This window comes from Stutzerimonas sp. CXK-1 (assembly GCF_057738225.1).
On sequence record NZ_CM173217.1, the window covers coordinates 2,024,666 to 2,047,223 of the forward strand.

A 22,558-nucleotide genomic window follows, 5' to 3' on the forward strand; every position below is an offset into this window, starting at 1 on the left:
AGTCCTGAACTCCGGCGCGCCAGCCGCGCCCATCCGATCGATCCGCCAGGGCGCGCCCGCCGCGCCCTCCCCCGGAGTGCGCCATGAATTTCTCGCAATTCTTTATCAAGCGGCCGATTTTCGCCGCCGTGCTGTCGTTGGTGATCCTCATCGGCGGCGCCATCTCGCTGTTCCAGCTGCCGATCAGCGAATACCCTGAAGTCGTTCCACCCACCGTGGTGGTACGGGCCAACTTCCCTGGCGCCAACCCCAAGGTGATCGGCGAAACCGTTGCCTCGCCGCTGGAACAGGCCATCACCGGCGTCGAGGGCATGCTCTACATGTCGTCCCAGGCGACCGCCGACGGCAAGCTGACGCTGACCATCACCTTCGCCCTCGGCACCGACCTGGACAACGCCCAGGTGCAGGTGCAGAACCGCGTGACGCGCACCATGCCGACCCTGCCCACCGAGGTGCAGCGCCTCGGCGTGACCGTAGACAAGGCCTCCCCCGACCTGACCATGGTGGTGCACCTGACCTCACCGGATAACCGCTACGACATGCTCTACCTGTCCAACTACGCCGCGCTCAACGTCAAGGACGAGCTGGCGCGGCTGGACGGTGTGGGCGACGTGCAGCTGTTCGGCCTCGGCAACTATTCCCTGCGCGTCTGGCTCGACCCGAACAAGGTCGCCCAGCGCAACCTCACCGCCACCGACGTGGTCAACGCCATCCGCGAGCAGAACCGTCAGGTCGCCGCCGGCGCCCTGGGCGCCCCGCCGGCACCGGGCGCCACCGACTTCCAGCTGTCGATCAACACCCAGGGCCGCCTGGTGGACGAGGAGGAGTTCGAGAACATCATCGTGCGCGCCGGCGAGGACGGCGAGATCACCCGCCTGAAGGACATCGCCCGCATCGAACTGGGTTCCAGCCAGTACGCCCTGCGCTCGTTGCTGAACAACCAGCCGGCGGTGGCCATCCCGATCTTCCAGCGGCCGGGCTCCAATGCCATCGCCATCTCGGACCTGGTGCGCGAGCGCATGGCCGAGCTCAAGCAGAGCTTCCCCCAGGGCGTGGACTACGAGATCGTCTACGACCCAACCATCTTCGTGCGCGGCTCCATCGAGGCGGTGGTGCACACCCTGCTCGAGGCCATCGTGCTGGTGGTGCTGGTGGTGATCCTGTTCCTGCAGACCTGGCGCGCCTCGATCATTCCGCTGGCCGCGGTGCCGGTGTCGCTGATCGGCACCTTCGCGGTGATGCACCTGCTCGGTTTCTCGCTCAACGCGCTGTCGCTGTTCGGCCTGGTGCTGGCCATCGGCATCGTGGTGGATGACGCCATCGTCGTGGTGGAGAACGTCGAGCGCAACATCGGCCTCGGCAAGTCGCCGGTAGAGGCGACCCGTCAGGCCATGAAGGAAGTCACCGGGCCGATCATCGCCACCGCCCTGGTGCTCTGCGCGGTGTTCATCCCGACTGCGTTCATTTCCGGCCTTACCGGGCAGTTCTATCAGCAGTTCGCACTGACCATCGCGATTTCGACGGTGATCTCGGCGTTCAACTCGCTGACCCTGTCGCCGGCGCTGGCTGCGACCCTGCTCAAGGCCCACGATGCGCCGAAGGACGGATTCTCACGGCTGCTCGACCGGCTGCTCGGCGGCTGGCTGTTCCGCCCGTTCAACCGCGTGTTCGACCGCGCCAGCCATGGCTACGTCGGCGTGGTGCGGCGCATCCTGCGCGGCAGCGCCGTGGCACTGCTGGTCTACGTCGGCCTGGTCGGCCTGGGCTACATGGGCTTTGCCAGTACCCCGACCGGCTTCGTTCCGCAGCAGGACAAGCAGTATCTGGTCGCCTTCGCCCAGTTGCCGGACGCCGCCACCCTGGACCGCACTGAGGACGTGATCAAGCGCATGTCGGAAATCGCCGGCAAGCATCCGGGCGTGGAGAACACCGTGGCCTTCCCGGGGCTGTCGATCAACGGTTTCACCAACAGCCCGAACAGCGGCATCGTCTTCACCCCGCTCAAGCCCTTCGATGAGCGCAAGGACCCGTCGCTCTCGGCCAACGCCATCGCGGCAGATCTGAACGGCCAGTTCGCGCAGATCCAGGATGCCTTCATCGCCATCTTCCCGCCGCCACCTGTGCAGGGCCTGGGCACCATCGGCGGCTTCCGCGTGCAGGTGCAGGATCGCGGCAACCTCGGCTATGAGGAGCTGTACAAGCAGGTGCAGAACGTCATCGCCAAGAGCGCCGACTATCCGGAGCTGGCCGGCCTGTTCACCAGCTATCAGGTCAATGTGCCGCAGGTGGACGCCGATATCGACCGCGAGAAGGCCAAGACCCACGGCGTGGCCATCGATGACATCTTCGACACCATGCAGGTCTACCTCGGCTCTTTGTATGCCAACGACTTCAACCGCTTCGGCCGCACCTATCAGGTCAACGTCCAGGCCGACCAGAAGTTCCGCCTGGCGCCCGAGCAGATCGGCCAGCTGAAAGTGCGCAACAACCGCGGCGAGATGGTCCCGCTGTCGACCTTCGTCAGCGTCACTGACAGCGCCGGCCCGGACCGGGTGATGCACTACAACGGCTTCCTCACCGCGGAGATCAACGGCGCCGCCGCACCGGGCTACAGCTCAGGGCAAGCCGAGGCCGCCATGGAGCGCCTGCTTCAGGCCGAGCTGCCCAACGGCATGACCTACGAATGGACCGAGCTGACCTACCAGCAGATCCTCGCCGGCAACACCGCAGTGTTCGTCTTCCCGCTCTGCGTGCTTCTGGCCTTCCTGGTGCTGGCCGCGCAGTACGAGAGCTGGAGCCTGCCGCTGGCGGTGATCCTGATCGTGCCGATGACGCTGCTCTCGGCCATCACCGGGGTGATCCTGGCTGGCAGCGACAACAACGTCTTCACCCAGATCGGCCTGATCGTGCTGGTGGGCCTGGCGTGCAAGAACGCGATCCTGATCGTCGAGTTCGCCAAGGACAAGCAGGAAGAAGGCATGGACCGGCTTGCCGCCACCCTGGAAGCCTGCCGCCTCCGTCTGCGGCCGATCCTGATGACCAGCTTCGCCTTCATCATGGGCGTGGTGCCGCTGGTGCTTTCCAGCGGAGCCGGTGCCGAGATGCGCCATGCCATGGGGGTCGCGGTGTTCAGCGGCATGCTCGGGGTGACGTTCTTCGGCCTGCTGCTGACCCCGGTGTTCTATCTGGTGATTCGCGCCTTCGTCGAGAAGCGTGAAGCGCGCAAGGCGGTATTCAAGGAGGCCCGCGCATGAAGTTCTTCGCCCTTTCCCTGCTCACTCTGGCGCTGAGCGCCTGCGCGGTCGGCCCCGATTACCGCGCGCCGCAGCCGGAACCGGCGCGCATCGAGCGGGCTGCCGCGGCCGGCTTCGACCGTGAGCGCTTCGAGGGCGCCTGGTGGCAGCAGTTCGAGGACCCCACCCTGGACCGCCTGGTGGCCCATGCGCTGGCGGAGAACCGCGAGCTACGCATCGCCTTCGCCCGCCTGGGCAGCGCCCGGGCGATCCGTGACGACGCGGCCAATGACCGTTTCCCGACGGTCACGGCAGGCGCGGGTGCCGAAATCGGCAAGGCGCAGCAGCCGGGTTTTGGTGATCGGCGGGTTGACATCGAACGCTACGACCTGGGGCTGGACATGGCCTGGGAGCTGGACCTGTTTGGCCGCATCCAGCGCCGTCTGGAGGCCAGCGAGGCGCAGGCCGAGGCGGCCGAGGCCGACCTGCAGCAGTTGCAGGTCAGCCTGATCGCCGAGCTGGTCGATGCCTACGGCCAGCTGCGCGGCGCCCAGCTACGCGAGCGCATCGCCCGCGCCAACCTGGACAACCAGCGCCGCTCGCGCGAGCTGACGGTACAGCTGCGCGACGGCGGCCTGGGCAGCGACCTCGACGTGCTGCGCGCCGATGCGCGCCTGGCCGCGACCGAGGCGACGCTGCCGCAGTTGCAGGCCCAGCAGGCGCGTGCGCGCAATCGCATCGCCACGCTGCTTGGCCAGCGCGCCGACGGGCTCAGTGTCGACCTCTCGCCACGCGAGCTGCCGGCGATCGCCAAGGCCTTGCCGATCGGCGATCCGGGCGAACTGTTGCGCCGCCGGCCGGACATCCGTGCCGCCGAACGGCAACTGGCGGCGGCGACCGCCAATGTCGGCGTGGCCACGGCGGACCTGTTTCCGCGGGTAAGCCTGTCCGGATTTCTCGGTTTCATCGCCGGGCGCGGCTCGCAGCTCGGTTCCAGCGCAGCCGAGGCGTGGAGCGTGGCTCCGGGCATCAGCTGGGCGGCGTTTGACCTGGGCAGCGTACGCGCCCGCCTGCGCGGCGCCGAGGCCGAGGCCGAGGGGGCTCTGGCGGCCTACGAGCAGCAGGTGCTGCTGGCACTGGAGGAGTCGCAGAACGCCTTCAGCGACTACGGCCATGCGCAGCAGCGCCTGCTGGCACAGCTGCGCCAGTCCGAAGCCAGCCGTGCCGCAGCCGAGCAGGCGCGCATCCGCTATCGCGAGGGCAGCGAGGATTTTCTCGTGCTGCTCGACGCCGAGCGCGAGCGCCTGGCTGCCGAAGACGCCCAGGCGCAGGCGGAGGTCGAGGTCTACCGCGGCATCGTCGCGCTGTACAAGGCGCTGGGGGGCGGCTGGCAGAGCTGAGCCCCGCGCCGGCCAAACTGTGATCTGGTGCAGGTCCCTTCCGGTTGGTGGTCCCGGGCGCTTTCGGTTGTCATCCGTCTTTGGCATAAGAAGCGGTTGAAAGTCCGAAAGCGTCCGCAGGCCCTGGTCCGCGCGATGCGCTGCCAACCAACCAGAAGAAAAGAGTCTTTCATGAAGCCGATCATTACCCTTGCCGGGCTCGTGCTGGCCGTTGCCAGCGCGTTTGCCCAGGCGGAGCCCATCGTCATCAAGTTTTCCCACGTGGTCGCCGAAGACACGCCCAAGGGCAAGGGGGCGCTGCTGTTCAAGCGATTGGCCGAAGAGCGCCTGCCGGGCCAGGTGACCGTCGAGGTCTATCCGAACTCCTCGCTTTACGGCGACGCGGATGAGCTCGAGGCGTTGCGTGAGGACAAGGTGCAGCTGCTGGCACCGTCGCTGGCCAAGTTCGAGCAGTACACCAAGCAGGTCCAGGTGTTCGACCTGCCCTTTCTGTTCGACGATCTCGATGCGGTCAATCGCTTCCAGAAGCGCGCCAAGGGGCGCCAGCTGCTGCGCTCGATGGAAACGCACAACATCACTGGCCTGGCCTACTGGCACAACGGCATGAAGCAGCTCTCGGCCACCCGCCCGCTGCATCGACCGGCCGATGCCGCCGGCCTGAGCTTCCGCATCCAGCCATCGGCCGTGCTCCAGGCCCAGTTCAACGCGGTCGGCGCGAACAGCCAGAAACTGCCCTTCGCGCAGGTCTACAGCGCGCTGAAAGCCGGCACCGTACAGGGCGCGGAAAACCCCTGGTCGAACATCTACAGCAAGAACATGCATCAGGTGCAGCCCTACATCACCGAGACCAACCATGGCGTGCTGGACTACATGCTGGTGACCAACACCCGTTTCTGGATGAGCATGCCGCACAAGGTGCGTTTCGAGCTGGAAGCGATCATCGACGAAGTCACCTACATGGTGAATCAGGAGGCCGAGCAGCTGAACCAGGCCGACCGCGAGCGCATCCGTCAGGCCGGCACCAGTCAGATCATCGCCCTGAGCGACGAAGAGCGGCAGGCCTGGCGCGAGAAGATGCGCCCGGTCTGGCAGCAGTTCGAGCCGGTGATCGGCGCCGACATCATCAAGGCCGCCGAACACGTCAACCGCAGGAGCCGCTGAGCGGTCGGCAGCCGCCTTACCGCGTCTGCCCCTGGCTGGAGCCCGTCGTCAGCGCCGGGTCCTCCAGCCGGCTGCTGTCCCAGCCCCCGCCGAGCGCGGCGATCAGCTGAACGCTGGCCAGCAGGCGATCCCCTAGCAGGCCCAGATGGGTCCGCTCGTTGTTCAGTGCGGTGGTCTGCACGGTCGCCACGCTGAGGAAGTCGACCATTCCGGCGCGGTACTGGTTTTCGATCAGGCGCAGTGATTCCTGCGCCGACTCCAGCGCCTCGCGCTGTACCCCAACCTCCTCATCCAGCACGCGCAGCTGCACCAGCGCATCCTCCACTTCGCGCAAGCCGTCGAGCACGGTCTGTCGATAGCTCGCCACGGTCTGGTCGTAGGCGGCTTCGGCGCGTTCGACTTCGGCGCGCCGCGCGCCGAAATCCAGCAGCGTGACCGCCAACTGCGGGCCAAGCGACCAGAAGCGGTTGGGCACCTCCACCAGGTTGCTCCAGGCACTGTTGCGGTAACCTCCGGAAGCCGAGAGCGTCAGGTCCGGAAACCAGGCGGTCTTGGCTATCCCGATCTCGGCGTTGGCGGCCATCACGTTGCGTTCGGCCGCGGCCACGTCCGGGCGGCGTTCGAGCAGCTGCGAGGGCAGCGCCACCGGCAACTGCGGCAGCTGCGGAATGCCCTCGCGCCGCGCCAGGTCGAGTTCGCTGGGCGGCACGCCGACGAGCACGGCAATGGCATGCTCGAACTGTGCACGTTGCCATTGCAGGTCGATGGCCTGCGCCTGGGTCTGCTTGAGCTGGGTGCGTGCCTGCGCCACGTCCGACTTAGGCACGATGCCGGCGCGGTACTGGTTCTCCGTCAGGCGCAGCGAGCGCGCGTAGGCATCTACCGTCTGATCGAGCAGGCGCTGCTGGGCATCCATCACCCGCAGCTGCAGGTAGGTCTGCACCAGCTCGGCCTGCAGGCTCAGGCGCAGGGCGGCCAGATCGGCCGCGCTGGCCTGCATGTCGGCACGGCTGGCTTCGAGGTTGCGTCGCAGCCGCCCCCACAGGTCGACCTCCCAGGCCGCATCCAGCCCCAGCTGGTAGCTCTCGCTGATCCCGCTCGCGCCAGTCGTGCCCTGCGACCCGCTACCCTGCCCGCTGCGGGTAGCCGATGCACTGCCGGATACGCTGGGGAACAGCTGCGAACGGGCGCTGCGCACGAGGGCGCGGGCCTGGCGGTACTGCGCTTCGGCGGCGGCGAGGTTCTGGTTGGACAACTCGAGCCGAGCGACCAGCGCATCGAGCTCGGCATCGCCATAGAGCGACCACCAGGGGCCGCGCGCGAGCAGATCGCCCGGTGCGGCGCTCTTCCAGCCTTCGGCCTGCTTGAACGCGCTGCCGAGCGCGAGCTCCGGCCGCTGGTAGTCGGGGCCAAGGGTGCAGCCACCCAGCAGCAGTCCCAGGGTGAGCATGGCCAGTGGGCGCAGGTGGAAACGTCGAGCGGAAACGGTCATAGCGGATTGTCCAGGGCGGCGTCGGTACGCACTCCACGCCAGTGGTTGAAGCGATGGCGCAGACGGTCGAGGTAGAGGTAGACCACCGGCGTGGTGTAGAGCGTGAGGATCTGGCTGAGCACCAGGCCGCCGATGATCGCCAGGCCCAGTGGCTGACGCATTTCGGCGCCTTCGCTACCGCCGACCAGCAGCGGCACGGCGCCGAGGATGGCGGCCAGGGTGGTCATCAGGATCGGCCGGAAGCGCAGCAGGCAGGCGCGGTGGATCGAGTCAGCCGGTGCCAGGCCGTCGTTGCGCTCGAACTGCAGGGCCAGATCGATCATCAGGATGGCGTTCTTCTTCACCACGCCGATCAGCAGGAACAGGCCGAGCAGCGAGATCAGGCTGAACTGCTCGCCGGTGAGAATGATCGCCAGCAGCGCGCCGACGCCCGCCGAAGGCAGTGTCGAGAGGATCGTCAGAGGGTGGATGTAACTCTCGTAGAGCACGCCGAGCACGATGTAGACCAGCAGCAGTGCACCGAGAATCATCAGTGGCTGGCTTTCCTGCGCCGCCTTGAACACGTCGCCGGTGCCGCCCAGCCGCCCCTGCACCTCGCTCGGCAGGCCGATGGCCGCCACCGCGCGTTCGATCGCCAGCGTCGCCTGGTCGAGGCTGACGCCCGGTGCGAGGTCGAAGTCGATATTCTCCGCGGCGAACTGGCCGTCGTGCTGCACGCGGTCTTCTTCCAGGCTGCGCTCGTAGCGTGCGAAGGCCGACAGGGGCACGCGCTGGCCGTCATCGGTGATCACATGGACCTGGTCGAGCACCTCGGGGTGCTGCGCATAGGCCGGGTCGAGCTCCATCACCACGCGGTACTGGTTCAGCGCCTCGTAGATGGTCGAGATCTGTCGCTGGCTGAAGGCGTTGTTCAGCAGCGTGGTCACGGTGCTCATGTCGATGCCCAGCCGCTTGGCCGCATCACGGTCCACGACCAGGGTGATCTGCTGCGCGCCCTCGCCGTCGTTGGCGTCGATGCTGGTCAGCTCGGGCAAGGCCTTGAGCGCGGCGATGACACGTGGCGTCCAGGTGCGCAGATCGTCGAGGTCGCCGGCCAGCAGCGAGTAGGAGTACGCCGAGCTGCTCTGCCGCCCGCCGCCGAACTGCAGATCCTGGTCAGCCATGAGGAACATGCGCCCGCCCGGCACCTTTGGCTGGTTGCGGCGGATGCGCTCGATCACCTCCTGCGCCGAGAGGTGCCGCTCGGCCAGCGGCTTGAGCCGCACGATCATGAAGGCATTGTTGATGCCGCCCTGCCCGCCGATGAAACCGGCCACGCTTTCCACCGCCGGGTCGGCCAGCACCGCCTTGCGGAACACCTCCATTTTCGGCTGCATGACCTGGAACGACAGGCCGTCATCGCCGCGGATGAAGCCGGTCAGCTGGCCGGTGTCCTGCTGCGGCAGAAAGGTTTTCGGCACCTGGACGTAGAGCACAACATTCAGCGCGACGGTCGCCAACAGGCTGAGCAGGGTGATCCGCCGGTGGCGCAGCGCCCAGGCCAGGGAACGGTCGTACCAACCGACCAGCCGCTCGTGCAGCCGGTGGCTCCAGACATGCAGGCGGCTGTCGTGCTGTGGGTCGTGGCGCTTGAGCCAACGGGCGCAGAGCATCGGCGTGAGCGTCAGCGAGACCAGCAGCGAGACCAGAATGGCCGCCGCCAGGGTCAGGCTGAACTCACGGAACAGCCGCTCCACCAGCCCGCCCATGAACAGGATCGACACGAACACCACGACCAGCGAGACGTTCATCGACAAGAGCGTGAAACCCACCTCGCGGGTGCCGATGTAGGCCGCGCGCAGCGGCGGCACGCCGTCGTCGATGTGCCGGGCGATGTTCTCCAGCACCACGATGGCATCGTCGACCACCAGGCCGGCGGCGAGGATCAGCGCCATCAGCGACAGCGTGTTGAGCGAGAAGCCGGCCAGGTACATCACGGCGAAGGTGCCGACCAGCGACACCGGTACCGCCAGGGCCGGAATCATCGCGGTGCGCAGTTTGCCGAGGAACAGGAACACCAGCAGGATCACCAGTGCCACGGCGATCAGCAGCGTGCGTTCGGCCTCGTGCAGGGTCGCGCGGATCACCGGCGAGCGGTCCATCGCCACGTCCAGCGCGACGCTGCCCGGCAGTATCGCCTGCAGCGCCGGCAGTTCGGCGCGGATGCCCTCGATGGTTTCGATGATGTTGGCGCCGGCCTGGCGATTGACGATCAGCAACACCGCCGGCTCGTTGTTGAAGAAACCGCTGTTGTAGCGGTCCTCGACCGAATCCTTGACGCGCGCCACGTCGCCCAGGCGCAGTGCCGCGCCGTCCTGATAGCGGATGATCAACGGGGTGTAGTCGGCGGCCTCGTGCAGCTGGTCGTTGGCCGCCACCTGCCAGTGACGGTGGTCATCCTCGACCATGCCCTTGGGCCGCCGCACGTTGGCGTTGGCGATGGTCTGGCGCACTTCGTCGAGCGACACGCCGTACTGCTCGAGCTGCTGCGGCTGCAGCTCGACGCGCACGGCCGGCAGCGAGCTGCCGCCGACCTGGACCTCGCCAACTCCGGGCACCTGCGACAGCTTCTGCGCGAGGATGGTCGAGCCGATGTCGTAGAGCTGGCCCTTGTCGAGCACCTCGGAGGTTAGCGAAAGCACCATGATCGGCGCCTGCGACGGGTTGATCTTGCGGTAGGTGGGCATGCTGCGCATGCCGCTCGGCAGGAGGTTGCGCGCGGCGTTGATCGCCGCCTGCACGTCGCGGGCGGCACCGTTGATGTCGCGGCTCAGGTCGAACTGGATGATGATCCGCGTCGAGCCCTGGCTGCTGCGGCTGGTCATCTGGCTGACCCCGGCGATGCTGCCGAGCGAGCGCTCCAGTGGCGTTGCGACGCTGGACGCCATGATCTCCGGGCTGGCGCCGGGCAGGCTGGCCTGCACCGTGATCACCGGGAAATCCATATTCGGCAGCGGCGAGACCGGTAGCAAGGTGAAGCTCACCCCACCGAGCAGGAGGATCGCCAGGCTCAGCAGCATGGTCGCTACCGGGCGGGCGATGAACGGCGCCGAAAGATTCATCGCCCGCCCTCGTCCAGGCTCTCGCGAGTCATGCGCCGGCCTCGGCCGGTTCGGCCTGGCGCCGCCAGCGCTGGCCCAGGCGGTCGAAGAACAGGTAGATCACTGGCGTGGTGAACAGCGTCAGCAACTGGCTCATCAACAGGCCGCCGACCAGCACCAGGCCCAGCGGCTGGCGTAGCTCGGCGCCGGAGCCGGTGGCGAGCATCAGCGGAATGGCGCCGAACAGTGCCGCCAGGGTGGTCATCAGGATCGGCCGGAAACGCAGCAGCGCGGCGCGGTAGATCGCCTGCTCCGGCGTCATGCCCTGGTGACGTTCTGCCTCCAGGGCGAAGTCGATCATCATGATCGCGTTCTTCTTGACGATGCCGATCAGCAAAATGATGCCGATGATCGCGATCAGCCCCAGATCGTTGCCGGTCAGCAGCAGGGCGAGCAGCGCGCCCACGGCGGCCGAGGGCAGCGTGGAAAGAATGGTGATCGGGTGGATGTAGCTCTCGTAGAGCACGCCAAGCACGATGTACATGGTCACCACGGCGGCGAGAATCAGCAGCAGCGTGCTCGACAGCGACGCGCGGAAGGCTTCGGCGGCACCCTGGAAGTGCGTCTGGATACCGGCCGGCAGGCCGATCTCCTGTTCGACCTGCTCGATCACCTCGACCGCGTGGCCAAGCGACATGCCTTCGGCGAGGTTGAACGACACCGTCGCCGCCGGGAACTGGCCGATGTGATTGATCAACAGGGGCGCCGAGCGTTGTTCGATCCGCGCCAGGCTCGACAGCCGCACCGGATCGCCCTCCCCGCTCTTGACGAACAGTTGCTCGAGCGCCTGCGGGCCGAGCCGCGAGCCGGCCCCAACTTCCAGCACCACGCGATACTGGCTGGCCTGGGTGAAGATGGTCGAGATCTGTCGTTGGCCAAAGGCGTCATACAGCGCGTCAGTGATGGCCGAGACCTCGATGCCCAGGCGCGCGGCGGCGTCGCGGTCGATGTCCAGGTAGACCTGCAGGCCATCGCTTTGCAGATCGGTGGCCACGTCGGTCAGTTCCGCCCGCTGGCGCAGCGCTTCGACCAGGCGCGGCGTCCACTCGTTGAGCAACGCGCTGTCGGGCGACTCGAGGCTGAACTGGAACTGCGTGCGGCTGACACGATCTTCGATCGACAGGTCCTGCACCGGCTGCAGGTACAGCTCGATGCCCGGAATGCGCGCCAGCTCGGGACGCAGACGGTCGATGATCTCGCTGGCCGTGGCGCTGCGCTCGGCGTGCGGCTTGAGGTTGATCAGCAGGCGCCCGCTGTTGAGCGTGACGTTGTCGCCGTCGACACCGATGTAGGACGACAGGCTGACCACGTCCGGGTCGGCCAGCAGTACCTCGGCCAGGCGCTGCTGGCGCTCGCTCATTTCGCGGAACGAAACCGATTGCGGCGCCTCGCTGATCCCCTGGATCACGCCGGTGTCCTGCACCGGGAAGAAGCCCTTGGGCACCATCAGGTACAGCACCACGGTCAGCGCCAGCGTGGCCAGCGCGATCAGCAGCGTCAGCGTCTGGTGGCCGAGCACCCAGCCCAGCCAGCGCGCGTAACCGCCGATCAGCCGCTCGACCCAATCCGGCCCGTGCTCGTTGGCCTTGTGCGGTTTGAGCAGCCTGGCGCACATCATCGGCGTCAGTGTCAGCGAGACCACCAGCGACAAGAGAATGGCGACGGCCAGGGTGATTGCGAACTCGCGGAACAGGCGTCCGACCACGTCCTGCATGAACAGCAGCGGAATCAGCACGGCGATCAGCGACAGGGTCAGCGAGATCAGCGTGAAGCCGATCTGCTTGGCGCCCTTGAGCGCCGCGTTGAGCGGTGTCTCGCCCTCCTCCACGTGGCGGGCGATGTTCTCCAGCATGACGATGGCGTCGTCGACGACGAAGCCGGTGGCGATGGTCAGCGCCATGAGCGTCAGATTGTTCAGCGAGAAGCCGCAGAGGTACATCACCGCAAAGGTGCCGACCAGCGACAGCGGCACCGCGATCGAGGGAATCACCGTGGCCGAAAGCTTCTTCAGGAAGACAAAGGTCACCGCGACCACCAGGATGGTCGCCAGGATCAGCTCGTGCTGCACGTCGGTGACCGCGGCGCGGATGGTCTGCGTGCGGTCGGTGAGGATGGTGACGTCCAGGCCCGCCGGCATGCTCGCGGTGACTTCCGGCAGCAGTGCCTGGATGCGCTCGACCACTTCGATGACGTTGGCGCCCGGCTGGCGCTGGATATTCAGCAGCACCGCCTGACTACGGTTGGCCCAGGCGGCCAGGCGCTCGTTCTCCGCACCATCGACGATGCTGGCGATGTCCTTCAGGCGCAGCGCCGCGCCGTTCTGGTAGGTCAGGATCAGCTCGGCGTATTCCTCGGGCGACTTGAGCTGATCGTTGGCGTCAAGCATCGAGACGCGGGTCGGGCCATCGAAGTTGCCCTTGGGCTGGTTGACGTTCGCCTGATTGATCAGCTGCCGCACATCGGCCAGGGACAACCCATAGGCGGCCAGCGCCTCGGGATTGGTGCGAATGCGCACGGCCGGGCGCTGACCGCCGGCGATGCTGACCATCCCCACGCCGTTGATCTGCGCGAGCTTCTGCGCCATGCGCGTATCGACCAGGTCGTGCAGTTGCGGCAGCGGCAGCGTCCTGGAGGTTATCGCCAGGGTGATCACCGGCGTGTCGGCCGGGTTGACCTTGTTGTACACGGGCGGCGCCGGCAGGTCGTTTGGGAGCAGGTTGTTTGCCGCATTGATCGCCGCCTGCACCTCCTGCTCGGCCACGTCCAGCTCCACATCCAGGGAGAACCTCAGGGTGATGACCGAGGCGCCGCCGGAGCTGCTCGAAGACAGCTGCGTCAGTCCCGGCATCTGCCCGAACTGGCGCTCGAGTGGTGCCGTGACTGCGCTGGTCATCACTTCGGGGCTGGCGCCCGGATAGAGCGTCATGACGCGGATCGTCGGGTAATCGACCTGCGGCAGCGCCGCCACCGGCAGCAGCTTGTAGGCGATCAGGCCGGCCAGGAGGATGGCGACCATGGTCAGGGTCGTCGCCACCGGCCGCAGGATGAACAGCCGCGAGACGTTCATCGAACCGGGCGCTCCCCTTTTTCCTCGACGCCGACCTTCGGCTGGTCGGCCGCCTCGCGCGCCATGGTGGCCGGGTCAACGACCTCGACCTCGCTGCCGTCACGCAGCCGATCGGTCCCTTCCATGACGACGCGTTCGTCGGGCTTCAGGCCTGCGGTGATCACCGTCAGCTCGCCGTTGCTCGGGCCGACTTCGACGTTGCGCAGCTCGACCTTGCTATCCGCGTTGACCACATAGGCGAAGTTGCCGCGCGAGCCGAACTGCAGCGCAGCCGAGGGGATCAGCGTCACGTCCTTGAGCGTTTCCACGCGCAGGCGCACGTTGACGAACTGGTTGGGCAGCAGCAGCTCGGCCTCGTTATCGAAGCGCGCCTTGAGCTTGAGGGTGCCGGTGGTGACGTCGATCTGGTTGTCGATGCTCTCCAGCACGCCCTCGCCGAACAGGGTGCGCTCGCCGCGATCCCAGGCCTGCACGCCAAGGGCTTCGCCCTGGCGGAAGCGGGTCAGCACCGGCGGCAGATCGGTTTCCGGCAGCGTGAAGGTGACTGCCATCGGCTGGGTCTGGGTGATTACTACCAGCGGCATGGTGTCGTTCGCCGCGACCAGGTTGCCGAGGTCGAGCTGGCGCAAGCCCAGGCGCCCGCCGATCGGCGCGCGGATCTGGGTGAATTCGAGGTTGAGCTTGGCTTCGTTCACGGCCGCCTGGTTGGCCGCCAGGGTGCCCTGGTACTGGCTGACCAGCGCTGCCTGGGTATCGAGGGTCTGCTTGGCGATGCTGTCCTCGGCATACAGGCCCTGGTAGCGCTGCAGGTCGAGCTGGGCATTTTTCAGCTGCGCCTGGTTCTGCCGCAGCGTGCCTTCGGCCTGTTGCAGCGCCACGCGATAAGGCCGCGGGTCGATCACCGCGAGCAGGTCGCCCGCCTTGACCCGCTGGCCCTCCTCGAAGTGCACCTCGACCAGCTCGCCCGCCACCCGGCTGCGCACGTTCACGGTATTGAGCGGCGTAACCGTGCCCAGCGCCTTGTAGTACACCTCGAAATCACCCTGGCGCACCGGCGTGACGCGTACCGGCACGGGGCCACCGAAGGCGCCGAAGCCTGGCCGGCCACCGGGTCGCTGGGCCTGCTCGGCGTTGCTGTCGGGCCAGAGCCACCAGAGCAGCGACACGGCGGCCAGCACCGCGACGGCGAGCAGCAACCAGCGGAAACGGGGAGACGAGGAAGCGGGGACGACGGGCATGATGATGTTCGCAGCGAAAGGAGCCTGAACCTTAAGCAGTCGCAGCGCTCTCGCAAAGCGGATTTACGGCATTTTTACAGTATCGAAAGTTGTCGGCCGGGCGCCTTGCGGCCGGAACCATGGCCGCGCCTGCCAGTCTATCTAGCGCCTGCCCTTGGTGGCGCGTCGTCCGATCGCGCCGCCAGCGTGCCGAAATACCAGTTGGGCCCGTAGTACGGCCTGTCACAGGATCAAGGAATGAACGCATCACTGGTCATACTGGCGCTTACCGTCGCCAGCTTTCTTCTCGGTTTTCTTCGCGACCTGTTCATCGCCAGGGCCTTCGGCCTGAGCTGGCAGGCCGACCTCATCTTTGTCGCGCTGGTGCTGCCCCTGTTCTTCGAGAACTTTCTCGGGCTGGCCCTGCGCGACACCATGATTCCTTACCTGCAGAAGCTGCGCAGCCAGTCGGAAGGCCTGTTCGAGGCAGTCAGCCGCTGGCTCTACTGGCGCGTGATGCTGCTGGGGATCGCCTCGAGCGGGCTGATCGTGCTCGCCAGCTATCCGATACTGACCGCCCTCGCCCCTGGCTGGACGCCCGCCCAGGTCGAGGCCGGGCAACTGGTGTTCTGCTTCGGTGCCCTGCTGATTGCGGTGCAGGCGACGCTCTACTGCCAGGGCGCGCTGCTGAACATGGACCAGGTGTTCATCATGCCGATGACTCGCACCGTGCTGCTCAATGCCGGCGCCATCGTCGGCATCTTGCTGTTCGAGCCGAGCGGGCTGGTGATCTTCCTCGGCATGTTGCTGCCGCAGCTGGCGCTGATCGTGCTGCAGCATCGGCGCATCCACTACCTGCGCGGCGAGGCGATGGCCGTCGAAAAGGGCCGCGGCGGCGAATTCGGCCTGGCCTTCGCGCCGGTGCTGCTCGCCGCCGGTGCGCAGCAAGCATGCATCCTCGCCGAGCGGGTGTTCGCCTCGTTTCTCGATGAAGGCAGCATCACCATGCTGTCGTTCGCCTTCCGCATCGTCACCATTCCCCTGACGCTCTATGCGATGTCGGTGCTGTCGGTGCTCTTCCCGCAGTTTTCCTCCAGCTGGAACGACAAGGACCACGCCGGCCACGCCGCGGTGATTCGCAAGGGCCTGTTGGCGACCCTGCTGTTTCTGGTGCCGGCCAGCGTGGTGCTCTGCTCGTTCCCCGAAGCGGTGGTGGCGGTGCTTCTGGAGCGCGGCCAGTTCGGCGCCGCGCAGACCGAGGCGACCGCCGCGCTGGTGGTCATCTATGCCGCCGGGCTGCCGGCGCTCGGCCTGGCGCTGCTCTGGGGGCGCGCGTTGCTGGCACAGAATCAGGCCCGGTTGTTCCTGGTCATCACGCTGATCGCCTCGGCCGTGACCATCGGGCTCGACGCCATCCTCTACCGCAGCCACGGGGCCCAGGGGCTGGCGACGGCCTTTGCCAGCGGTGCGGTATTGCAGGCCTTGCTGATGGGCTTGTACGTCTACCGCGCCGTGCCGCGTGCACTGGGCGCGACCTTGCTGCTGCGCTGGCTGGCGACCGCCGGAGCACTGGGGCTGGCGCTACGCTATGCGCCCCAGCCGGACGGGCTGCTGCAGCTGTGCCTGTACATCTCCCTGGTGCTGGTCGCCTTTGCCGTGGGCGTCGTGGTGCTCGGCGAACGTGACCTGTTCAAGCGCAGCTACTGGTCGATGCGCCGCGCCTGAGCTACTGGTCGACGCGGCTCAGCGCCTGCGCTTCGTATTTCGGATACAGGTGCGTGGCGCTGCGGATCAGCTCATAGCGGGTCAGGCTGATGCCGGCGAAACGTGGCGGAATGGGCGCCTGGGTCACCTCTCCCATCTCGGCGCCCTGCTCGGCGCTCGTTCTCATCAGCTCGTCGAGCCAGCCCAGGTAGTCGCGCATCTGTTCGAATGGCTGGGCGTTGTCGCTCACCGGGCCGTGGCCGGGCACGAGCAGTTTAAAGGGCAGCGCCTGCAGCGTGTTCAGGTCGGCCAGCCAGACATCCAGCCCCGGGCTGTTCGGCGTGGTCAGGGCACGCTGATAGAAGACGATGTCGCCAGCCAGCAACACGCCGGTCGTTTCATCGAATACCGCCAGGTCGGCGCCGGTATGCCCGCGCAGGGCCAGCAACTGCAGGCGGTGGTCGCCAACCTGAAGCTCGCCGGGGGTAAGGGTTTCGCTCGGCAGCACCACCTCGGTGCCGCGCATCCAGTCGCCGACCATGCGGTACATGTTCTCGGCCATGGCATCGCCCTGCTCACGTAGCAGTTCGGTGGTGCCCTCCAGCGCCGCGATGGGCACATCGGCAAAGGCTTGGTTGCCCAGGACATGATCAGGGTGATGGTGGGTCAGCAGTACCTTGACCACCGGCTTGTCGGTCACCCGCGAGATGGCTTCGCGCATCTCTTCGCCATAGCGGCGCGAGGGCCCGGTGTCGATCACCACGACGCCCTCGGCGGTCACGATGAAGGCGGTGTTGACGATATTGGCGCCGTTGGACTTTTCGAAGTTTTCCGTACTGCCCTCGAACAGCCAGGTGCCTTCGGCGATCTGGCGGGGTTCGAGTCGATAGCGAAGTTCGGCATGGGCCGAAACGCCGAGGCATAGCGCGACGGCAAGAAGAATCAGGCGCATGGGGCCTCCCGAAGCGGGGAACGGTAGGAAGATTGAGGTGCGCGCCCGTCAGAGCGCGGCTTCGAACTCGTTGCCGTTGTTGTCGCGCAACCAGAGCTGCGCCGGCTCGTCGGTCTTGAGCTCGAGGCTGATGGTCGGGTTCTCGGCGACCGCCGGATACAGTTCAAGGGTGGCCAGCGGCTGGCCGTCGGCGCCGCGCAGCACCGCCTGATTCAGAAAGAACTCGGGGATGCCGCCGACCAGGCCATTGTCCATCGGATGCGAGATCTGCATGCGCAGCCGGCTCGCGTCGCCGCGCGGGAAGCGACCGCCCAATACCTCGCCCAGGTGATCCTCCCAGCCTGGTTGTGCACGTACCACACTGGGCGCCGTGCAACCGCCGCCAGCGGCATCGACCTTGGCGCCGCCCATGTGCCAGACGCCGTCGCGGGTCAGCACGGCGGCGCGCACGGGGGTCGCCTGCTCGACGCGGATGCGGATCGCCACCAGCGGCAAGGCCTTTTCGCCCGGCTCGAAGGTGAAGATTCGTGGGATCGGGTTGAGATCGGCCCAGGCTTCGATGCGCACCACGTCCTCGCTCAGTTCGCGGGCGTCGATCAGCACCGGCACCTGGCGCGCATCCTCGGCGAAGGGAGGCAGCTGCACCCGCACGCGCTCATCGAATACGTAGGGTTCGCCCTTGAGCAGGTTGCGATGGTGGTGTTCCCACATCACCGATTGCAGGGGGTCGGGCTCGCCGGCCTGCAGATAGGCCGGCCCCAACAGCAGCAGTGTCAGCATCAGCGTTCGCATCGGCATCTCCAGCCTCCTTTTGACGCCCGACCGGCACTCAGCGATTGACCACCTCGCCCTGCCCTTGCTGGTACAGCTCGGGTTTTTCGTAGCGCATGCCGTAGGCCGCGTAGATCTGCTCCATACCGCCGTCGTTGACCAGCGGCTCGAGTATCTCTTCCAGAGCGTAGGCCAGCTGGCGGTTGGATTCATGTACCGCCATGCCCAGATCCCAGGCCTGACGGCCCATGTTGGGATAGGCGTTCTCGGCCAGCTTGAGGTGGCTGTCGGCGGCCTGGGCGACCAACCAATCGATTTCCCCGCGCATGGCCATGGTGGCATCGACCTCGCCCTTGACCATCGCGTCGAAGGCCAATCGCGGCGTGGGGTAATGATGGGTATTGGCAGCCATCCGGCCGTTGAAGACCGAGGTCATGTAGAACGAGGGCACGCTCTCGACCTCGACCCCGATGGGGTGGTACTGGAACACCGCGACGCTCGGCACGTCATCCATCCGCCGGTCGTCATAGGCCATCTGCCAACGTTCACGTTGGTAGGGGCCGAACATGGCGACCAGCTCGTTGACCAGCTCGCCGACGTCGTTGCGCCGCAGGGAGAACTCGCGGTCGTAGGGTACGCGCAGCATCACGTCGGCGAGCACGTCGCGGCGCAGGTAATGCCCCTTCCAGATGAAGTTGCGCAGGTCGTCATCGAGCGTTTCGCCGGGGGTCACCCAGAGCAGCTCGAGCTTCAGACCCAGGCCCTCGGCAAGCTTGGCGGCGAGATCGACATCCACACCGCGAGGCTTGCCGTCGGCCCTGTAGCTGTAAGGCGGGAAGTTGTCGTACACCGCCACCTTCAGCACGCCAGATTCGACGATATCGTCGTACGACCGGACCTGCGCGGCCTGCGCCGGCATCATCGCGCAAGACAGAATCAGCCAGACCAGCAACAGGAACCGGTGCATGGCGATCACCGCTTGGCCGCTTCGCTTTCGATATAGGTACGGATGGCCCACAGCGCTTCCTGGCTGAGGGTGTCGGCCATGCGCGGCATGTACACCGCACCGTCACGCACCGCGCCGTTGATCACGCGCTCCTTGAACCACTCGTCGCCGTCCATGTTCGCTTCCAGGTCGCGCAGGTCCGGTGCGATGCCGCCGGAAATGGCTTCCAGGCCGTGGCAGCGGGCGCAGTTCTGGTTGTACGCCGACGAGCCGATTTCCACGGCGCGGTCATGGTATTCGCTGGGCGCGCGGAAGGGGTTCTCATCGGCCCACTCTTCGCCCAGATCGGGCAGTCCCTTGGTTTCCACAGGCTGCGGCGTGACGTCGCCGTGGGCCAGAGCGAGGCCCGATACGCCGATGAAGCCTGCAGCCAGCAGAGCACGCAGAAGATTGTTCTTGTTCATGGACTACCACCCTTGGTTCGTTGAATCTGAGCAAGGCTGCTCCTGAACGGAGCGCATGGCAGGCATCTTGAAACCGGCGGCGTCCCGGCAGAATCCTGCTTTGGATGCCATGCCCTACTCCCTTGGTAGTAGCGCCTGCGACCTGCGGGTGAGCGCCTGTAGTAGCAAGGCGAAATCACAGGGGTTCGGGAACGCATCCCGGGATCGCCGGGCGTTTTTCCGTTTCGACGCGCAGGGCGCGCTCCCACTATTCGAAGCGCCAGGCCACCAGACGGCGGCCTCGTTCGACTAGACAAGGGAAACGCAACCATGACAACAAGATCGCACCCCGGCAGCAAACGCCCCCTCGCCCTCGCCGTGCATTGCCTCGCCCTGGCCGGCAGCCTGGCGCTGGCCGGCGCCGTGCAGGCCAAGACCGTCAGCTGGGAAGACATCGCCAACGACCACCTCACCACCCGCGACGTGCTGCAATACGGCATGGGGACCAGCGCACAACGCTACAGTCCGTTGGCGCAAGTCAATACCGAGAACGTCTTCAAGCTGACACCGGCCTGGTCCTACTCCTTCGGTGACGAGAAGCAGCGCGGCCAGGAGTCGCAGGCCATCGTCCACGACGGCGTCATCTACGTCACCGGCTCCTATTCGCGGGTCTTCGCCATCGACGCGAAAACCGGCAAGCGGCTGTGGAACTACACCCATCGCCTGCCCGACGACATCCGCCCGTGCTGCGACGTGGTCAACCGCGGCGCCGCAATCTATGGCGACAAGATCTTCTTCGGCACGCTGGACGCCGCGGTGGTCGCGCTGAACAAGGACACCGGCAAGGTGGTGTGGAAGAAGAAATTTGCCGATCACGGCGCCGGCTACACCATGACCGGCGCGCCGACCATCGTCAAAGACCAGAAGACCGGCAAGGTGCTGTTGATTCACGGCAGCTCGGGCGACGAGTTCGGCGTGGTCGGCCAGCTGTTTGCGCGCGACCCGGACACGGGCGAGGAAGTCTGGATGCGCCCCTTCGTCGAAGGGCACATGGGGCGTCTCAACGGCAAGGAGAGCACGCCGACCGGCGACGTCAAGGCGCCCTCCTGGCCGGATGATCCCAACCACCCGACCGGCAAGAAGGAAGCCTGGAGCCACGGGGGCGGCGCTCCCTGGCAGAGCGCCAGTTTCGATCCGCAGACCAACACCATCATTGTCGGCGCCGGCAACCCGGCTCCCTGGAATGGCTGGGCGCGCACTGCCGACGGTGGCGATCCGAAGGACTACGACAGCCTTTACACCTCCGGTCAGGTCGGCGTCGACCCGAGCACCGGCGAGGTCAAATGGTTCTACCAGCACACGCCGAACGACGCCTGGGACTTCTCCGGCAACAACGAACTGGTGCTGTTCGACTACAAGGACAAGAACGGCAAGACGGTGAAAGCCACGGCCCATGCCGACCGCAACGGTTTCTTCTATGTCGTCGATCGCACCTCCGGCAAGCTGCAGAACGCCTTCCCCTTCGTCGACAACATCACCTGGGCAAGTCACATCGACCTGAAGACCGGTCGCCCGGTGGAGAACGAGAACCAGCGCCCGCCGCTGCCCGAGCCCGGCGAGAAGCATGGCAAGTCGGTGGAAGTCTCGCCGCCGTTCCTCGGCGGCAAGAACTGGAACCCCATGGCCTACAGCCAGGACACCGGGTTGTTCTATGTTCCGGCCAACCACTGGAAGGAGGACTACTGGACCGAAGAGGTCAGCTACAAGAAGGGTTCGGCCTACCTTGGCCAGGGCTTCCGCATCAAGCGGATGTACGACGACCACGTGGGGATCCTGCGGGCGATGAACCCGACCACCGGCAAGGTGGCCTGGGAGCACAAGGAAAAACTGCCGCTGTGGGCCGGCGTGCTGGCCACCAAGGGCGGCCTGGTGTTCACCGGCACCGGCGACGGTTTCTTCAAGGCCTTCGACGCCAAGACCGGCAAGGAGCTTTGGAAATTCAACGTCGGCACCGGGATCATCGCCCCGCCGATCACCTGGGAGATGGACGGCGAACAGTACATCGGCGTAACGGCCGGCTACGGCGGCGCCGTGCCGCTGTGGGGCGGCGACATGGCGGTGTTGACCAAGCCGGTCGCCCAGGGCGGCTCGTTCTGGGTGTTCAAACTGCCTGAATGGGACAAGAAGACCGCGCAACGCTGACCGGCCAGGCCGTGCCGAGCAGGCACGGCCCTCGCCGCCCTACCCGGCCGGCGAACACCGCCCGCCCTTCGGTCCCGAGTTGGCGCTCTCGCCGAAGGGCGAGGCGGTGTTTCGCCAGGCCTTCCCGGGTCGCCCGGTGCGACCGGAACTGCCGGAGCCATCCCCATGAAGACAATCAACGCCCTGCTGTTGCCCCTGGTCCTGCTGGGCAGCGCCCATGCGCTGGCCGAAGACGACGCGCGCCTGGTCATCAACGGCTGCGTCATCGAGCCGGACAGCCAGTGTCCGAATGCCGACCTGCGCGGCGCGAACCTCGCCAACCAGGATCTGCGCCGGATCAACCTCGCCGGCGCAGACCTCAGCGGTGCCGACCTGCGCCATGCCAATCTCGATCTGGCCAATCTGGAAAAAGCCAGGCTCAAAGGCGCCAACCTCACCCGTGCCAGCCTGCAACAGGCCAATCTGCGCCTGGCCGACTTCAGCGAGGCGCGGCTGGTCGCCATACGCGGTTGGGGCCTGTTCGGCCAGGCCGCGCAGTTCCGCCAGGCCGACCTGACCGGCGCCTTTCTGGAGTTCGCCCGCCTGAGCGGTGCAAAGCTGCACGACAGTCGCCTGATCGCGGCAGACCTGGAGATGGCCTGGCTGAGCAAGGCCGACCTCAAGGGCGCGGACCTCAGCGATGCCAACCTGCAGGAGGCCAAGTTCAACGATGCCAACCTGGCCGACGCCAACCTCAGGGGCGCGCGCCGCCATTACGCCACCTTCCAGGGCACCAACATGGAAGGCTGTCGTGACTGCCCGATCGGCTGGGAGCGCTGAGCGCGCCGGCA

General features: G+C 66.5%; 14 protein-coding genes. 6 read left to right on the forward strand and 8 right to left on the reverse strand.

Annotation, left to right across the window (positions count from 1 at the left end):
* Positions 1-83: 83 nt before the first annotated feature.
* The 3 genes from AC0KXH_RS09495 (at position 84) to AC0KXH_RS09505 (ending at position 5,794) form a co-directional block, all read left to right on the forward strand.
* Complete coding sequence (locus AC0KXH_RS09495) at positions 84-3,254, forward strand: efflux RND transporter permease subunit (RefSeq protein WP_312380241.1); 3,171 nt, start codon at positions 84-86, stop codon at positions 3,252-3,254.
* Positions 3,251-4,633 (forward strand): efflux transporter outer membrane subunit, encoded by a 1,383-nt coding sequence (locus AC0KXH_RS09500; protein WP_488224570.1) that lies wholly within the window; start codon positions 3,251-3,253, stop codon positions 4,631-4,633. Before AC0KXH_RS09495 ends, AC0KXH_RS09500 begins: the two co-directional genes overlap by 4 nt.
* Positions 4,634-4,804: 171 nt before the next feature.
* Complete coding sequence (locus AC0KXH_RS09505; RefSeq protein ID WP_488224571.1) at positions 4,805-5,794, forward strand: TRAP transporter substrate-binding protein; 990 nt, start codon at positions 4,805-4,807, stop codon at positions 5,792-5,794.
* Positions 5,795-5,810: 16 nt separating this feature from the next.
* Here the strand turns inward: AC0KXH_RS09505 and AC0KXH_RS09510 are convergent, their stop codons facing one another.
* Genes AC0KXH_RS09510 through AC0KXH_RS09525 form a run of 4 tightly spaced genes read right to left on the reverse strand, consistent with a single transcriptional unit; the run spans position 5,811 to position 14,731 of the window.
* Positions 5,811-7,286, reverse strand: coding sequence for an efflux transporter outer membrane subunit (locus AC0KXH_RS09510; protein WP_312764281.1), 1,476 nt, complete (start codon positions 7,284-7,286; stop codon positions 5,811-5,813).
* Positions 7,283-10,387: an efflux RND transporter permease subunit gene (locus tag AC0KXH_RS09515; RefSeq protein ID WP_043220174.1), complete on the reverse strand. Its 3,105-nt coding sequence runs from the start codon at positions 10,385-10,387 to the stop codon at positions 7,283-7,285. The genes AC0KXH_RS09510 and AC0KXH_RS09515 overlap by 4 nt, the downstream gene beginning before the upstream one ends.
* Positions 10,388-10,415: 28 nt before the next feature.
* Positions 10,416-13,493, reverse strand: coding sequence for an MdtB/MuxB family multidrug efflux RND transporter permease subunit (locus AC0KXH_RS09520; RefSeq protein WP_488224572.1), 3,078 nt, complete (start codon positions 13,491-13,493; stop codon positions 10,416-10,418).
* On the reverse strand, positions 13,490-14,731 hold the full coding sequence (locus AC0KXH_RS09525) for an MdtA/MuxA family multidrug efflux RND transporter periplasmic adaptor subunit (RefSeq protein ID WP_488224573.1): 1,242 nt from the start codon (positions 14,729-14,731) through the stop codon (positions 13,490-13,492). Before AC0KXH_RS09525 ends, AC0KXH_RS09520 begins: the two co-directional genes overlap by 4 nt.
* A gap of 237 nt (positions 14,732-14,968) precedes the next feature.
* Between AC0KXH_RS09525 and murJ the strand changes: the two genes are divergently transcribed.
* Positions 14,969-16,435 (forward strand): murein biosynthesis integral membrane protein MurJ, encoded by a 1,467-nt coding sequence (gene murJ, locus AC0KXH_RS09530; RefSeq protein WP_041105478.1) that lies wholly within the window; start codon positions 14,969-14,971, stop codon positions 16,433-16,435.
* Position 16,436: 1 nt separating this feature from the next.
* Here murJ and AC0KXH_RS09535 read toward each other — a convergent pair whose 3' ends face one another.
* Genes AC0KXH_RS09535 through pedF form a run of 4 tightly spaced genes read right to left on the reverse strand, consistent with a single transcriptional unit; the run spans position 16,437 to position 19,547 of the window.
* Positions 16,437-17,366 (reverse strand): quinoprotein relay system zinc metallohydrolase 1, encoded by a 930-nt coding sequence (locus tag AC0KXH_RS09535; protein ID WP_213150567.1) that lies wholly within the window; start codon positions 17,364-17,366, stop codon positions 16,437-16,439.
* Positions 17,367-17,414: 48 nt separating this feature from the next.
* Complete coding sequence (locus tag AC0KXH_RS09540) at positions 17,415-18,164, reverse strand: quinoprotein dehydrogenase-associated SoxYZ-like carrier (RefSeq protein ID WP_437270803.1); 750 nt, start codon at positions 18,162-18,164, stop codon at positions 17,415-17,417.
* A 31-nt stretch (positions 18,165-18,195) separates the two neighbouring features.
* A complete protein-coding gene (locus AC0KXH_RS09545) occupies positions 18,196-19,104 on the reverse strand; it encodes a substrate-binding periplasmic protein (protein ID WP_173425366.1) in 909 nt (302 codons plus the stop codon).
* A gap of 5 nt (positions 19,105-19,109) precedes the next feature.
* Complete coding sequence (gene pedF / locus AC0KXH_RS09550; protein WP_041105481.1) at positions 19,110-19,547, reverse strand: cytochrome c-550 PedF; 438 nt, start codon at positions 19,545-19,547, stop codon at positions 19,110-19,112.
* A 309-nt stretch (positions 19,548-19,856) separates the two neighbouring features.
* Between pedF and exaA the strand changes: the two genes are divergently transcribed.
* Positions 19,857-21,728 carry a quinoprotein ethanol dehydrogenase gene (exaA, locus tag AC0KXH_RS09555; protein WP_041105482.1) on the forward strand — a complete coding sequence of 624 codons (1,872 nt, stop codon included), beginning with the start codon at positions 19,857-19,859 and terminating at the stop codon, positions 21,726-21,728.
* A 165-nt stretch (positions 21,729-21,893) separates the two neighbouring features.
* On the forward strand, positions 21,894-22,547 hold the full coding sequence (locus tag AC0KXH_RS09560) for a pentapeptide repeat-containing protein (RefSeq protein WP_041105483.1): 654 nt from the start codon (positions 21,894-21,896) through the stop codon (positions 22,545-22,547).
* The last annotated feature ends 11 nt before the right edge of the window (positions 22,548-22,558 follow it).